This window comes from Delftia lacustris, assembly GCF_040267515.1.
Taxonomy (GTDB): Bacteria; Pseudomonadota; Gammaproteobacteria; order Burkholderiales; family Burkholderiaceae_C; genus Comamonas; species Comamonas tsuruhatensis.
Genome location: NZ_CP141274.1, coordinates 4,864,927 through 4,878,264 on the forward strand (window position 1 = coordinate 4,864,927; position 13,338 = coordinate 4,878,264).

The following is a 13,338-nucleotide window of genomic DNA, read 5'->3' on the forward strand; positions in this document are numbered from 1 at the left end:
TTCTGAGGCGACCCCCAATACACCGAACACCGGCATGGCGTTCCTCACCCTGAAGCCGTTCAACGAACGCACGGGGCGCACGGCCGCGCAGATCAACGCCGAGATCAACCAGAAGATCGCCGCACTGCAGGAAGGGATCACCTTCGCCATCATGCCGCCGCCGATCCTGGGGCTCGGCAACGGCGCTGGCTATTCGCTGTTCATCGAAGACCGAGCCGGCCTGGGCTACGGCGCGCTGCAGGGCGCGGTGGGCGCCTTCCAGGGGGCGTCTTCGCAGGTGCCGGGCATGCACTTCCCGATCACCACCTACCAGGCCAACGTGCCTCAGTTCGACGCGCAGGTGGACCGCATCAAGGCCAAGGCGCAGGGCATCCCGCTCACCAACGTCTTCGACACGCTGCAGACCTACCTGGGCTCGGCCTACGTCAACGACTTCAACCAGTTCGGCCGCACCTGGCAGGTGATCGCCCAGGCCGACGCGCCGTTCCGCGACAGCATCGAGGACATCGCCCGCCTGCGCACGCGCAACGACCGTGGCGAGATGGTGCCGATCGGCTCGGTGGTGACGGTCAACCGCACCTACGGCCCCGACCCGGTGCTGCGCTTCAACGGCTTCCCCGCAGCCGACCTCAGCGGCGAGGCCGATCCGCGCGTGCTGTCCTCCAGCGAGGCGATGGCCAAGGTCACCGAGCTGGCGAGGCAGGTGCTGCCACCCGGCATGGAGATCGAGTGGACGGACCTGAGCTACCAGCAGGCCACACAGGGCAACGCCGCCATGATCGTGTTCCCGCTCGCCGTGCTGCTGGCTTTCCTTGTGCTGGCCGCGCTGTACGAGAGCTGGACGTTGCCGCTGGCCGTGATCCTGATCGTGCCGATGTGCCTGCTGTCGGCGCTGTTCGGCGTGTGGTTGACCGGCGGCGACAATAACGTGTTCGTGCAGGTGGGCCTGGTGGTGCTGATGGGCCTGGCCTGCAAGAACGCGATCCTGATCATCGAGTTCGCCCGCGAGCTGGAAATGCAGGGCAAGGACATCCTGGAGGCCGCGCTGGAAGCGTGCCGCCTGCGCCTGCGCCCGATCATCATGACCTCGATCGCGTTCATCGCCGGTGTGCTGCCCCTGGTGCTCTCCGCGGGCGCCGGGGCGGAGGTGCGCGCCGCCACGGGCATCACGGTGTTCGCCGGCATGCTCGGCGTGACCCTGTTCGGCCTGTTCCTGACGCCGGTGTTCTACGTGGCACTGCGCAAGCTCTCCGGCCGCAAGCTGGTCCAGCACGGCGAATCGAACGTGACCACGCATACGCAGCCCGCCCATGCATGAAGCCGTCGTCCTATTCGATCGGAGACCGATCCATGAACCAACATTCCGAAGCAGCCCCGGCGTGCACTGCCGCGGCAAAGTGGCTCACCAGCAATTCCGATACGCGCGAGCGCTCAAAACAGGTGGCACCATGAAGAGCCCGAGCGTCCTGAAGATCCTCGCAGCGAGCACCGCCGCCGCGCTGCTGTCGGCGTGCGCCGTGGGCCCCGACTACGTGCGGCCGCAGCCCCCGCAGGTGGACGCCTTCGTCCGCCAGGATGCCGCGGTCACCGTCAACGCAACGGCACAGACCGACCCCGAGTTCTGGCGCGCCTTTGGTGACCCGTTGCTCGAACGCCTGGTTGACACCGCGCTGGCGAACAACCAGGACCTTCGCGTTGCGCTGGCCAACTACGAGCAAGCCAACGCACTGCTGCGCGGCTCCCGGTATGACCGGCTGCCGACCATCACTGCCGACGCCGAGGCAAGCGATGTGCGCGACACCGCCAATCAGTTCCCTTTGGCCGATCGCGATGCCCGTGACCACAATCAATACCAGGCCACCATCGGCTTCACCTGGGAGCTGGACCTGTTTGGCCGGGTACGCCGCAGCGTGGAGGCGCAGCGCGCCGAGACCGCGGCGAGCGCCGAGGACCTGGCCGCCATGCAGGTCGTGGTAGTCAGCCAGTTGTCCCGCACCTACTTCCAGCTCCGCGGCTGGCAGGAGCAACTGCGCATCACCCAAGAGAACGCCGACAACCAGGCCCGCACTCTGCAATTGCTCGAAGTGCGTCTCAAGGCAGGCATGGCGACACCGTTCGACGTGGATCGCGGTCGCACGCAACTCGAAAGCACCCGTGCGCGCATCCCTTCCTTGGAGGCCGACATCGCCGTCGCCACCCACCGAATCGCGGTGCTGACCGGCAGACCGCCGCAATCACTGGTCACTGTGCTGGAGGCCCCCGGCGAACTGCCGGCATTGCCGCAGAACATCGCCGTTGACGCCCCGAGTGATCTGCTGCGACGTCGTCCCGATGTGGCAGCGGCCGAACGTCGGCTCGCCGCCGCTACCGCACGCATCGGCGTGGCGACCGCCGATCTTTTTCCTCGCTTTACGCTCGGCGGGTTGATCGGAACCCAGGCCTTCGACGCGGGTGCCCTATTCGAGCGCGACAGCGAGATGCGGCTGCTCACGCTGGGCGTGGATGGATCGTTTCTCAATGTCGGCCGCGTGCGCGCGCGCATCGCTGCGTCCAACGCGGCCGAGGCTGGCAACCTGGCAACTTACGAGCGCACCGTGCTGACTGCGCTGGAGGAGACCGAAAACGCGCTGGTGCAGGTTTCCCGCAGCGCACGCCAGACCGCGCACCTGGAGCAGGCGGCGGCAGCCGGGACGCGCGCCGCGAGCATGGCGAGGTTGCGCTTCGACCAAGGCTCGATCGACGTGTTGGAGTTGCTCGACGCCGAGAACGCGCGCTTGCAGAGCCACGACGCCTTCGCGCAGGGCCGCGTGCGCAGCACACTGGCCGTCGTCTCGCTGTACCAGGCGCTCGCAGGCGGCTGGCCTCGCCATCACCCTGCTGCCCATAACGTGGCGAGCAAGTAGGCCGACACCAGTCTTGCGCAGGCCCGCGGCCGCCCCGAGCATCAAGCGCGCGGCGCGGTCTTCTATGCGCGCTTGCGCTCAGGCCATCTGGCCGAATACCAAACGGACGACACAGCAAATGCGTCATTCTTCCACGACGGACGACCAGCACGACGCCAACTGGCCGGCGGTACTATCCATGGCAATCACCATGTTTGCGCTGGTCTGTAGCGAACTGCTGCCGATCAGCATTCTGACGCCCATGGCCAAGGACTTGGAACTGTCGGTCGGCGAGGCAGGCCAGGCCGTGACCGCAACGGCCGTGGTCGCCGCCGTTGCCAGCCCCGCGGTCATCTTTCTCGCCGGGCGGATTGACCGACGTTTGCTGATTCGTGGGCTGACCGTCGTCCTCTTGCTATCGAGTCTGCTGGCGTCGGTCGCGACCGATCAGTGGACGCTGCTTTTCGCGCGCGGGCTGCTGGGGGTGGCACTGGGCGGAACCTGGGCGATGGTGACCACGCTAGCACTGCGGCTGGTATCTCCGGCCCAGGTCGCCCGGGCCATGAGCATCATCTTCACGGGCGTAACAGCGGCGAGTGTCGCCGCGCCCGCCGCTGGTGCCTTTCTGGGCGAAACTTGGGGTTGGCGTGGCGTATTTCTTGTCACGGCAGGCTTGGGCGTGCTGGCGTTGCTCGCGCAATTGTCGACCCTTCCGCGCCTTCCCACGATGCATCGTCCGGCACTGAACGCTTTCGGCGATGCGCTCAGCCGGGCTCCGGTGCTGGGCGGGTTGGTCACGATTGTCCTGGTGCTTTCAGGACAGTTTGCCGGCTACACCTTCATCCGGCCGCTGCTGGAACAGGTGGTTAACCTGAATGTCAGCCAGATCTCGCTGGCGCTTTTGCTTTATGGGATTGGGGGCCTCATCGGAGGTGCGGTCGGCGGGCTGCTGGCGGCGCGCAACGCGTCACTATGTGCAGCGGGAGCGGCGCTTGTGATGGCACTGATGGCCGCCTTGCTGGCATTCGCTGGAACCACTTCCCTGATCTCGCTATTGCTCCTCGTTATCTGGGGGCTGGCCTTCAGCGCTTTCTACGTCTCGATCGCGACGTGGCACGCGAGAGTGGCCCCTGACCTTGCTGAGAGCGTCGGTGCCCTGCAGGCGACCGCATTCCAATTCTCCATTGCGCTCGGCGCCGGCGTCGGCGGCGTTGCCATCGATACTTTCGGCCTCTCCGGCGTCTTCACCTACGCTTGCGCAGCGTTGCTGGCAGGGGCGGCCGTGATCTTGACAACGGGCGTGCGATCCCAGAGGAGGAGCCCATCCCTTTGAAGCAGAAAGAGATGAGAAACCATCAGCACTGTGCGCCAGCATGCACGGACATGCCGCTGTGCGCTGCCGGACGCCAGCCGTGGCAACCGGCAGCGGCATCATTGAACCGACGGCCTCTTTGTAGCGCCGGGCGACTCGTGCCAGTTAACGATGTTGAAGATGGCCGCGATGTAGTCGGGACGGCGGTTCTGGTAGTCCAGATAGTACGCGTGCTCCCAGACATCCAGAGCAAGGATCGGCGTCTCACCTGAGAGGCCTGCGTATGCGCCCATCAGAGAACTGCCCTGGTTAGCGCTGCTCTTGACTAACAGGTTGCCGTCCTGGCCAACCTTCCTTGCGGCTTGCCATCCTCGGCACTCAGTACCGTCCAACACAGCGAGTGGTTGGCGTGACCGCCGCCATTGCTACGCACAGCCGTCTGACTGCGTGGCCAGACTTTCGATTGCGATGCGACTTGGGCACAACTAGAATCTCAACATAACTTGAGCAATGGAGTCAGCCATGAACCGGATCGACACGTCGCGTCGCTTGACGGTTGGAGAGGTGTCACAGCGCAGCGGCCTGCCCGTATCCACGATCCACTTCTACGAGTCCAAGGGCCTGATCCAGAGCGAACGCACGTCCGGTAATCAGCGGAGATACTCGCCCGCTATCTTGAGGTATCTGGCCATCGTCAAAGTCGCGCAGCGGGCCGGACTATCGCTGGACGAAGTGCTCGACGCTCTCGGGCAGTATCAGCCGGGCGTTCATCTGACTGCTGCGCATTGGCGCCGTGTGGCGTCTAGGTGGCGTGAAGACCTTGACGACCGCATTACGCAGTTGATGCGGCTGCGGGACGAACTCGGGGGATGTATCGGGTGCGGTTGTCTCTCTCTCAAAGAGTGCCCGTTGCGTAATCCGGGCGACATACTCGCGGGCCAGGGGCCCGGTGCGCGTATCCTTGAGCGAGAATAGGCGGGACTTGTGAGATTGACAGTCGACTGAGTGGATCGCGCCGGCAGGGTCGACGTAGGGCGATGTATCCGCTACGCCGACCGCCGCAGTTCACGTCGTCTAAGTCGGCCGTGAGATTGCTGAAAATTCATTCGGCATTTTTGTGCAGCGAACAGTCCGCACGACCATTACCAACGAAGTGCGACAGGCCTCGTTCGCTTTCCTTGGGTCTCGTCTGTTCCTCACAGCGCGCAATCATTCGGACGTATTCAAAGGCCCCATGAGCGCAGCAATGATAGGGCAAGGAAGCGCCTCTCCCGTGTCTTCGCACCTCTCCAGCATGTCTCTCAGAGCGCCTCGCATGCGCTGAAGGTCGCCAACCTTCTCATCGATCTGGTCAAGGCGCCGCCGTGTCACCGTCTGAATAGCCCGGCGATTCCGCCCATCCTCCAGATCCAAGAGCGACTTCACCTCGTCCAGCGAGAACCCAAGGCTCTGAGCGCGCTTGATGAAGCCGATCCGCTGGATCATCGAAGCGGGGTAGCGCCGGAAGCTGCCGGCGTTCTTCGGGATCGGCAACAGGCCGCGTCCCTGGTAGTAGCGGATTGTCTCCACGCCGACGCCAGCGACCTTCGCCAGCCTGCCAACCGTCATCCAATCACCCAAACCTTCGTTCATCGAGCGATCCACTGTCTATTCACGAGCAACACAGAATAACGCAGTACCGCGTAGTTGACCCTTGCCTCCATTTGATCCAAATCAATTTCCCGCAGCTCAGTTGGGAATAGGATCACAGGTGTCAATGGGTCAATAGGCCGCACATGCGCACACTTCTCAACCACCGCAGGATTCGCGCCATCGCGTGGATGGTGCTCGGGGTATGGCTGTTTGCGCTCGGGGCCGGGGTGGCCAATGCCTGCCTTCTGGAGTCTCCGCAGCAACATCGGCATGCTGTCGGGTATGAGCATGTCCCATCGTCCGGGCATGGAAATCATGAAGGCCTCCATGGTGAGCACGAAGAAGGTTCCCACGACCCGTCGAAGGCCCCGTGCCTGAAGCTCTGCGGCGACGTCAACCAGTCCGCCATTCAGAAAGCACCAACCTTCGCGTTCGACCTCGTCGGTTTGGCGCCTCCCGCCTATGGAGACCAGCTGCTGGCTCCGACGTTGGCTCTGCGAGCCATCCCATCGAGGGGTCACCAGCGACCACCTCCCAAGCGGCCGTCGTGGCTGCTGTTCGAGCGTCTCGCGCTGTAGCGCCTCCTTTGAGTTGCCGTGTCGGTCACACCCGGCGCACAACTCATAAGCCTTGACTCTGTACCCGACTACGGAGTTTTCATAGGGCTTTGTCCGCTTGCGGCGACATCGGTTTCGCCCCAATGGCAGGCACCCGCGGCTAAAGGAGAGAGAAATGAAATTCACGCATTCGATCGCGGCCATCGTTGGCGCCGCACTGGTCACCTTGTCTGCGTTCGCGCAGGACAACCATCAGGCCCATCACCCCGCAGGTGCGAGTCCGACCGCGGCCGAGACGCCAAGGGCGCCGACCACCGAGGGCATGGATGCGCAACTGAAGTCGATGCAGGCCATGCACGAACGGATGGTGGCTGCGAAGACGCCTGCGCAGCGCAAGGCGCTCATGGCCGAACACATGCAGGCCATGCGGGCTGGCATGGCGATGATGGGCGCAATGAAGGATGGAGCCGAGTCGGCGCCGACAGCTGAGCGGCAGCAAATGCTCGAAATGCGCATGGACATGTGCCAGTCCATGATGCAGATGATGATGGACCGGATGCCTGAGCCGGCGAAGTGAGGAGGACGACCATGACAACTTCTCACCGCACCGGTCCAAGGTTTTCGCGCTCGCGATGGTTCCTGGGCTTTCTGGTCTTCCTGGCCGTGAGCATCTACATGCTGCTGACGGAACACCGCGGGCACTACCTGGCCGCGCTGCCACTGGTCCTCCTGGCGACTTGCGTCATCGCTCATGTGCTGATGCATCGCCATGCCGTACCAGGCGACGGTAGCAAGGCGAATCCACCGTACCCGGGAGAGCGCAAATGAACCACGATGCGCCCGCTTATGGGCTTTGGTTGCTCGTCCTCGTGAACTCGGCGGTCTTCATCATGTTCGCCTTCAGCTTCTTCAAACCGCAGACCTCGCGCGACTGGAGAACCTTCGGGACATTCGCAGCGTTCATTGTTGCCTTGTTCGTCGAGATGTACGGCTTTCCGCTGACGCTGTACGTGCTGTCCGGCTGGCTTCAGACCAAGTATCCCAGTCTGGACTTGCTGTCGCACAACAGCGGCCATCTCTGGTCGACCCTGCTGGGCGAGAGCGGCGACCCTCACTTCAGCCCGCTTCATATCGCAAGCTACATCTTCATCGGGGGCGGCTTCTGGCTTCTGTCGAGCGCCTGGACGGTGCTCTACCACGCGCAACGGCACGCCCAACTTGCCGTGAGCGGCCCATACGCCAGGATTCGGCACCCGCAGTATGTGGCCTTCGTGGCGATCCTTTTCGGCTTTCTGCTGCAGTGGCCGACGCTGTTGACGCTGCTGATGTTCCCCTTCCTCGTCGTGATGTATTCGAGGCTGGCAGTCAACGAGGAGAAGGACATGCGCAAGCAGTTCGGCGCCGAGTTCGACGCCTATGCCGCGCGCACGCCGCGCTTCCTTCCCTCCCTCTCGGACACGCGCCAGCGAGGCTGACATGAAGAAGACCCGCTGGCGTCAGCGCATCAATCGACCGTACCTGGCTGCAGCCTACGGACAAGGCGATGGCTGCGGCTCCCGCTCGGATGCGGACATGAGCGCCGCGCCCCGCCGGGCGTCGACACACGCAATGCTGATCGCCTGCGACCAGACCTAACGGAGAACCCATGGCAAAGAACAAGAAGGGCGCCAAAGGCGCCAAGCACAAGGCCGATGTGGACGGCACCGGCACTGCCCACGGCTCAGCGCGCGACGAGACAGCGACACGCTCGATCGGCCGCGAGGACTACGAAGCACAGTTGCACATGCTGCAGATCGAACTGGTGAAACTGCAGCGGCATTTCATCAAATGCAACGACCGTATCCTGATCCTCTTGGAGGGAAGGGACGGCGCAGGCAAGGACGGCAGCATCAAGCGGCTGGTCGAACACCTGAGTCCTCGGGAAACACGGGTCGTCGCGCTAGGAAAGCCCTCCGACCGGGATCGCACGGGCTGGTACTTCCAGCGCTACGTCCCGCACCTGCCAGTTGGCGAAGAGCTCGTGGTGTTCAACCGCAGTTGGTACAACCGTGCGGGCGTGGAACCGGTGATGGGCTTCTGTACCGCCGAGGAGCACGAAGAATTCATGAACTCAGTGCCCAAGTTCGAGGAGATGCTGGTCAACTCCGGCATCAAGCTGCTGAAGTATTACCTCGACATCGGCAAGAAGGAGCAGAGCCGCCGGCTCGGGGAACGCCGCCGTGATCCCCTCAAACAGTGGAAGTCGAGCCCGGTGGATGCCGTCGCGCTGAAGCACTGGGACGGCTATACACGGGCGCGCGACGAGATGTTCATGCGCACCCATACGGCCGCGGCGCCCTGGTCTGTCGTGCACGCCGACAACAAACGGTTGGCGAGGCTCAACCTGATCAGAGACATCCTCTCCCGGCTGCACTACGCCGGCAAGAAGCACAAGGTCATCGCTCCCGACCGGGAGATCGTCTTCGAGTTCTCGCAGGACTGCCTGGACTCGGGCCGACTCGCTCGTTGAGACCACGAACACAGCGAACAGGAAGAACAGCCATGAAGTCGATCAACGTTGAAGTCGGAGGGCTCGTATCGAGCCTGAGCGCGGAGGGAGTACGCCGCAAGCTGCTGCAGCTTCCCGGCGTCCATCATGCAGATGTCAACTATGTTGCGGGAAGCGCAACGGTCCATCTCGATGAGGGACAACTCAGTGTCGAGGATCTGCGCCAGCGCATCGCCGAATGCGGCTATCACTGCCGTGGCGAGCAGACGCCCAAGCACGTGTGCGCGCCCGCCGCTGGCGTCTCTGCCGACCCCAGCCATGCGGTGCACGGCCATCACGGCGCACCCGCACGTCAGGCGCAAGAGATGGGGCATGAGGGGCACCACGCGCATGCCCCCGCCACGGCCGCACGCGCGAAGGCTGCGGCCACGACGCCCGCCGCCCATGCTGCGCACCAGGCCCACGCAGGCGACCCTGCGATGGCCGACATGATGCACGACATGGGCCACGGGTCGGGCTCGATGCAGGACATGGCTCGGGACATGCGCAATCGCTTCTTCGTGGCCCTGGTCTTCGCCATTCCCGTGTTCTTCTATTCCCCGATGGGGAAGATGTTCGGCGACTTCCAGACGCCGTTCGGGCTGGACGACAAGCTCTTTCTTTTCTTCCTCGCAAGTGCCGCGATCATCTATCCAGGTTGGCCTTTCTACGTGGCGGCGTGGCGCGCGCTGCGCAACGGCGTCGCCAACATGGCCACGTTGGTCGTGCTGTCGGTGGGCACCGGCTACCTGTTCAGCATCGGCGCGACCTTCTTCTACGAGGGTGAGGTGTTCTATGAAGCGGCATCGGTGCTGCTGGTCTTCATCCTGCTGGGGCACTGGCTGGAGATGCGCGCCCGCGCGGGCGCATCCGACGCGATTCGCGCGTTGATGGATCTCGCCCCACCCATGGCCACGGTCGTGCGCAACGGGGTGGAGACCAAGGTACCGACCGCCGAGGTTGCAGCCGGGGAACTGGTCGTGATCAAGCCCGGCGACAAGATCCCGGTGGATGGCGAGATCGTCGAGGGCGCGTCGCAAGTGGACGAGTCGATGCTGACGGGCGAGTCCATGCCGGTCAAGAAGGGCGTGGGCAGCACCGTCGTAGGCGCCAGCATCAACAAGAGCGGGAGCTTTCGCTACAAGGCCACGAAGGTCGGCGCGGACACGGCCTTGGCGCAGATTGTCAAGCTGGTCCAGGAGGCCCAGAACTCGAAGGCCCCCGGCCAGCTGCTGGCCGACCACGCATCCCAGTGGCTGGTGCTGGCGGCGATCGTGATTGGCCTGCTGACCTTCAGCGTCTGGTACTGGGTGATGGGACAGACATTGCTGTTCGCACTCACCTTGACCATCACCGTGTTCGTGATCGCATGCCCTGATGCGCTGGGGCTGGCCACCCCGATGGCCATCATGGTCGGGACCGGGCTGGGCGCAATGAACGGCATTCTCTTCAAGAATGCGGCCGCATTGGAGAACGCCACCAAGTTGACGGTCGTGGTGTTCGACAAGACCGGCACCTTGACACTGGGGCAGCCCGATGTCGTCGAGATGGTGGCCGCGCCCGGTGTCGAGGAGACGCGGCTTCTGGCGACGGCCGCCGCGGTGGAGAAGTTCTCCGAGCACCCCCTCGCGCTCGCAGTGCTCAAGCGTGCGGGAGACATGCCGACGGAGGTCACCGAGAACTTCACCAACATCGATGGGCAAGGCGCACGGGCCACTATCGGGGGCGAGACGGTGCTCCTGGGCAACCGGCTGCTGATGCAGTCGGAACAGGTGGATCTGGCCCCCCTTGCCAGCGAGGCGGCGCGGCTGCAAGGCGGGGGGCGCACTGTGGTCCACGTCGCGCGCGGTGGCCGGCTGATCGGCCTCATCGCGATCGCCGATGCCGTGCGGCCGACCTCGCGCGAGACGATCGCCAAGCTGCAGGCACGCGGCGTGAAGGTCGCGATGCTGACCGGGGACAACCAGGCGACCGCCGAGCGCATCGGCAAGGAACTGGGTATCGACATCGTGCTTGCGGATGTGTTGCCCGGGCAGAAGGCCTCCAAGATCAAGGAACTGCAGCAGCAGGGTCACAAGGTCGGCATGGTCGGCGACGGCATCAACGACGCTCCGGCGCTGACGCAGGCCGACGTGGGCTTTGCGATTGGCGCGGGGACGGACGTTGCGATGGAAAGCGCCCAGGTGGTGTTGATGAAGAGTGACCCCTACGACGTGGTCGGGGCCATCGAACTGTCCCGGGCGACGCTGCGCAAGATGCACCAGAACCTCTGGTGGGCCGTGGCCTACAACGTGATCGCCTTCCCGCTGGCGGCCGGGGTGCTGTATCCGTTCACCTTGTCGCCCGAGGTCGCTGCATTGTCCATGTCGGGCAGTTCCGCGATCGTCGCGATCAATGCGCTGATGCTCAAGCGCACGCGCCTGCCGGGGATCAAGCGCGTGACGTCGCGTGCCAGTGTCCCAGCGGCCGCGTCAGCCTGAGCGGCGGGCCACCATGGTAGAGAGCCGCGCCATGCGATCACCGCGCGAATCCGGGCCCACCCGCCAGCAAGACCTCGGCGTCGCGCAGCTGGGTTGGCTCGCTGCGGCCGTATTCGTCGTCTCGGCCGGATATGGGGCACTGATGCCCTTGATCCCCGACTGGCTGCGGCCCTTGATGGGCGACGCGGATCCTGCGGCGCTTGCGCGCCATGTCGGCTACCTCAGCGGCATCTACACGGCGGGCATCCTGCTGGGTGCGCCCCTGTGGGGCATGCTGGCGGACAGGCTGGGGCGTGCCCGCGTGTTGCTGGTGGGCCTGATCGGCTACGTGGCCAGCCTGCTCCCGCTGCTGCGCCCCGAGTCCCTGGGCGTGGTCGGCATCTATGCGCTGCGCGGCGCGACGGGCTTTTTTGTGGCCGCGGTCGTGCCGGTGGTGCCGGCGCTCGTCGCGCAGTACACCCCAGAATCGATTCGCGCCAGGCGCTTTGCATGGCTGGGTGCGATGTCGCTGCTCGGGTTCCTGTTCGGCCCCGGCCTGAACGCCGCTGCAGAACGGCTTGTCGGCCTGGGCTTCTTGAGCGTGCTGGTACAGGGCTCATCGACCACGCTCGTGATCGCACTCTCGGCCGCGCTCGGCGCGCTGATGATGCTGGGCCTGGCCGCAACGCTTCCCGCACCTTCCTCCCTTGGAGAGGCGGACGCAGCCGATCACGACGGAGCACCCCGGAGCCGCTCCCTGGCGCTCTGGATTCTCAACGGTGTGGTCATGTTCGTGCTTGCCGGCTTTGAACTCGGCATCGTGCTGCAGGGCCAGCGCCACCCCGATCTCTCCTCCCGAGAGGTGTCGTTGATGTTCGCCGAGTGCAGTCTGGTGATGCTGGGCGTCAACGCGGTGCTGTTCTTCACCGGCCTGCTGGAGCGCGCCGACCCACGCCGCGTACTGGCCTGCGGCATGGTCCTGGGCATCGCCGGGCTCCTGATGCTGGCCCGCCATGGCAGCGAGATGTGGCTGTACGTCGGCGTGAGTTTCACGGCTGCGGGCACGGGTCTCGTGCTCCCCACCCTGGCCTACCTCGCTGCCGGCACCTCGGCGCGGCGGCTCGGTATCGCGATGGGAGGGCTCGCCGCGGCAGCCGGCCTCGGACAAACACTGGGATCGGCCGCCACCGGATGGCTATTCGGCGCTGTGATGCAGAGCACCTTTGCGTGGCTGTCGATTCCACTGGCCGCCACCCTCGCGCTGCTGCTCATTCCGCGGCATTGGTGGCCAGCCAACCCCGTCCTGGTGAGCGCTTCACCGTCCCGCACTTTTCTCACTTCCACGGAAACCGAACCATGAGACTGATCCTGATGTCCCTGCTCGCAGCGCTTGCCCTGTCGCTGAGCGGATGCGGCTACAACGACTTCCAGCGGCTGGACGAGCAGACCAAGTCCGCCTGGTCCGAGGTGCTGAACCAGTACCAGCGGCGCGCCGACCTGATCCCCAACATCGTCGCGACCGTCAAAGGCGAGACCAACTTCGAGCAGGAGACGCTGACCCGGGTGGTCGAGGCCCGCGCGAAGGCGACCTCGATCCAGGCCACGCCGGAACTCGTCAACAACCCCGAGGCGTTCCAGAAGTTCCAGGCGGCACAGGGCGAACTGTCCGGCGCGCTGAGCCGGCTGCTGGTGGTGAGCGAGAACTACCCGCAACTCAAGGCGAACCAGGCTTTTCAAGACCTGCGTGCCCAACTTGAGGGCACGGAGAACCGCATCACCGTGGCGCGTGGGCGCTACGTGAAGGCGGTGCAGGATTACAACGTGCTCACGCGCAGCTTCCCGACCAACATCACGGCCAAGCTGTTCAGCTACGTCGTCAAGCCCAATTTCTCGGTCGCCGACGAGAAGGCCATGGCGGCGCCGCCACAGGTCGATTTCGGCGCCTCGGCGCCGGCGGCGCGCCCCTGAC

The 13,338-nt window shown here is 64.7% G+C and carries 13 protein-coding genes and 2 pseudogenes; 13 read left to right on the forward strand and 2 right to left on the reverse strand.

What is annotated here, in order from left to right; all coding sequences use genetic code 11:
• Nucleotides 1-16 precede the first annotated feature (16 nt).
• The 3 genes and pseudogenes from U6958_RS23730 to U6958_RS23740 all read left to right on the forward strand — a co-directional run.
• Nucleotides 17-1,318: pseudogene (locus U6958_RS23730) on the forward strand (efflux RND transporter permease subunit); the annotation flags it as partial.
• A 130-nt stretch (nucleotides 1,319-1,448) separates the two neighbouring features.
• Nucleotides 1,449-2,903 carry an efflux transporter outer membrane subunit gene (locus U6958_RS23735; RefSeq protein ID WP_023098535.1) on the forward strand — a complete coding sequence of 485 codons (1,455 nt, stop codon included), beginning with the start codon at nucleotides 1,449-1,451 and terminating at the stop codon, nucleotides 2,901-2,903.
• A gap of 178 nt (nucleotides 2,904-3,081) precedes the next feature.
• Nucleotides 3,082-4,215, forward strand: coding sequence for an MFS transporter (locus U6958_RS23740; protein ID WP_197913143.1), 1,134 nt, complete (start codon nucleotides 3,082-3,084; stop codon nucleotides 4,213-4,215).
• A 105-nt stretch (nucleotides 4,216-4,320) separates the two neighbouring features.
• On the opposite strand, the pseudogene U6958_RS23745 reads toward U6958_RS23740, so the two are convergent.
• Nucleotides 4,321-4,645: pseudogene (locus U6958_RS23745) on the reverse strand (superoxide dismutase); the annotation flags it as partial.
• 71 nt (nucleotides 4,646-4,716) lie between these two features.
• Between U6958_RS23745 and soxR the strand changes: the two are divergent.
• Nucleotides 4,717-5,169 (forward strand): redox-sensitive transcriptional activator SoxR, encoded by a 453-nt coding sequence (gene soxR, locus U6958_RS23750; RefSeq protein WP_023098533.1) that lies wholly within the window; start codon nucleotides 4,717-4,719, stop codon nucleotides 5,167-5,169.
• A 234-nt stretch (nucleotides 5,170-5,403) separates the two neighbouring features.
• Here the strand turns inward: soxR and U6958_RS23755 are convergent, their stop codons facing one another.
• On the reverse strand, nucleotides 5,404-5,826 hold the full coding sequence (locus U6958_RS23755) for a MerR family DNA-binding protein (protein WP_003090234.1): 423 nt from the start codon (nucleotides 5,824-5,826) through the stop codon (nucleotides 5,404-5,406).
• Nucleotides 5,827-5,969: 143 nt separating this feature from the next.
• Here U6958_RS23755 and U6958_RS23760 point away from each other — a divergent pair, with 143 nt between their 5' ends.
• The 9 genes from U6958_RS23760 to U6958_RS23800 all read left to right on the forward strand — a co-directional run bounded on the left by U6958_RS23760 (nucleotide 5,970) and on the right by U6958_RS23800 (nucleotide 13,337).
• A complete protein-coding gene (locus U6958_RS23760; protein ID WP_079279895.1) occupies nucleotides 5,970-6,404 on the forward strand; it encodes a hypothetical protein in 435 nt (144 codons plus the stop codon).
• 154 nt (nucleotides 6,405-6,558) lie between these two features.
• Nucleotides 6,559-6,960 (forward strand): hypothetical protein, encoded by a 402-nt coding sequence (locus U6958_RS23765; RefSeq protein ID WP_003090236.1) that lies wholly within the window; start codon nucleotides 6,559-6,561, stop codon nucleotides 6,958-6,960.
• An 11-nt stretch (nucleotides 6,961-6,971) separates the two neighbouring features.
• Nucleotides 6,972-7,211: a DUF2933 domain-containing protein gene (locus U6958_RS23770; protein ID WP_003090237.1), complete on the forward strand. Its 240-nt coding sequence runs from the start codon at nucleotides 6,972-6,974 to the stop codon at nucleotides 7,209-7,211.
• Nucleotides 7,208-7,858, forward strand: a complete 651-nt coding sequence (locus U6958_RS23775; protein WP_003090238.1) for an isoprenylcysteine carboxylmethyltransferase family protein — start codon at nucleotides 7,208-7,210, stop codon at nucleotides 7,856-7,858. Before U6958_RS23770 ends, U6958_RS23775 begins: the two co-directional genes overlap by 4 nt.
• A 1-nt stretch (nucleotide 7,859) precedes the next feature.
• Nucleotides 7,860-8,018, forward strand: coding sequence for a hypothetical protein (locus tag U6958_RS23780; RefSeq protein ID WP_010791738.1), 159 nt, complete (start codon nucleotides 7,860-7,862; stop codon nucleotides 8,016-8,018).
• 10 nt (nucleotides 8,019-8,028) lie between these two features.
• Entirely contained in the window at nucleotides 8,029-8,892 is an 864-nt protein-coding gene (gene ppk2 / locus U6958_RS23785) for a polyphosphate kinase 2 (RefSeq protein ID WP_003090242.1), read from the forward strand.
• A gap of 32 nt (nucleotides 8,893-8,924) precedes the next feature.
• A complete protein-coding gene (locus tag U6958_RS23790; protein WP_023098532.1) occupies nucleotides 8,925-11,390 on the forward strand; it encodes a cation-translocating P-type ATPase in 2,466 nt (821 codons plus the stop codon).
• A 31-nt stretch (nucleotides 11,391-11,421) separates the two neighbouring features.
• The gene (locus tag U6958_RS23795) at nucleotides 11,422-12,729 is read left to right on the forward strand and encodes an MFS transporter (protein ID WP_170954377.1); all 1,308 of its coding nucleotides are present in this window, start codon (nucleotides 11,422-11,424) and stop codon (nucleotides 12,727-12,729) included.
• Nucleotides 12,726-13,337, forward strand: coding sequence for a LemA family protein (locus U6958_RS23800; RefSeq protein ID WP_009516025.1), 612 nt, complete (start codon nucleotides 12,726-12,728; stop codon nucleotides 13,335-13,337). The genes U6958_RS23795 and U6958_RS23800 overlap by 4 nt, the downstream gene beginning before the upstream one ends.
• Nucleotide 13,338: the final 1 nt, after the last annotated feature.

Bases quoted from the DNA above. Each gene is read 5' to 3' on its own strand.
- U6958_RS23755 (WP_003090234.1), bottom strand. From the start codon at position 5,826: ATGAACGAAGGTTTGGGTGATTGGATGACGGTTGGCAGGCTGGCGAAG.
- U6958_RS23770 (WP_003090237.1), top strand. From the start codon at position 6,972: ATGACAACTTCTCACCGCACCGGTCCAAGGTTTTCGCGCTCGCGATGG.
- U6958_RS23800 (WP_009516025.1), top strand. From the start codon at position 12,726: ATGAGACTGATCCTGATGTCCCTGCTCGCAGCGCTTGCCCTGTCGCTG.
- U6958_RS23765 (WP_003090236.1), top strand. From the start codon at position 6,559: ATGAAATTCACGCATTCGATCGCGGCCATCGTTGGCGCCGCACTGGTC.
- U6958_RS23775 (WP_003090238.1), top strand. From the start codon at position 7,208: ATGAACCACGATGCGCCCGCTTATGGGCTTTGGTTGCTCGTCCTCGTG.
- U6958_RS23740 (WP_197913143.1), top strand. From the start codon at position 3,082: ATGGCAATCACCATGTTTGCGCTGGTCTGTAGCGAACTGCTGCCGATC.
- U6958_RS23780 (WP_010791738.1), top strand. From the start codon at position 7,860: ATGAAGAAGACCCGCTGGCGTCAGCGCATCAATCGACCGTACCTGGCT.
- U6958_RS23795 (WP_170954377.1), top strand. From the start codon at position 11,422: ATGCGATCACCGCGCGAATCCGGGCCCACCCGCCAGCAAGACCTCGGC.
- ppk2 (WP_003090242.1), top strand. From the start codon at position 8,029: ATGGCAAAGAACAAGAAGGGCGCCAAAGGCGCCAAGCACAAGGCCGAT.
- U6958_RS23760 (WP_079279895.1), top strand. From the start codon at position 5,970: ATGCGCACACTTCTCAACCACCGCAGGATTCGCGCCATCGCGTGGATG.
- U6958_RS23790 (WP_023098532.1), top strand. From the start codon at position 8,925: ATGAAGTCGATCAACGTTGAAGTCGGAGGGCTCGTATCGAGCCTGAGC.
- U6958_RS23735 (WP_023098535.1), top strand. From the start codon at position 1,449: ATGAAGAGCCCGAGCGTCCTGAAGATCCTCGCAGCGAGCACCGCCGCC.
- soxR (WP_023098533.1), top strand. From the start codon at position 4,717: ATGAACCGGATCGACACGTCGCGTCGCTTGACGGTTGGAGAGGTGTCA.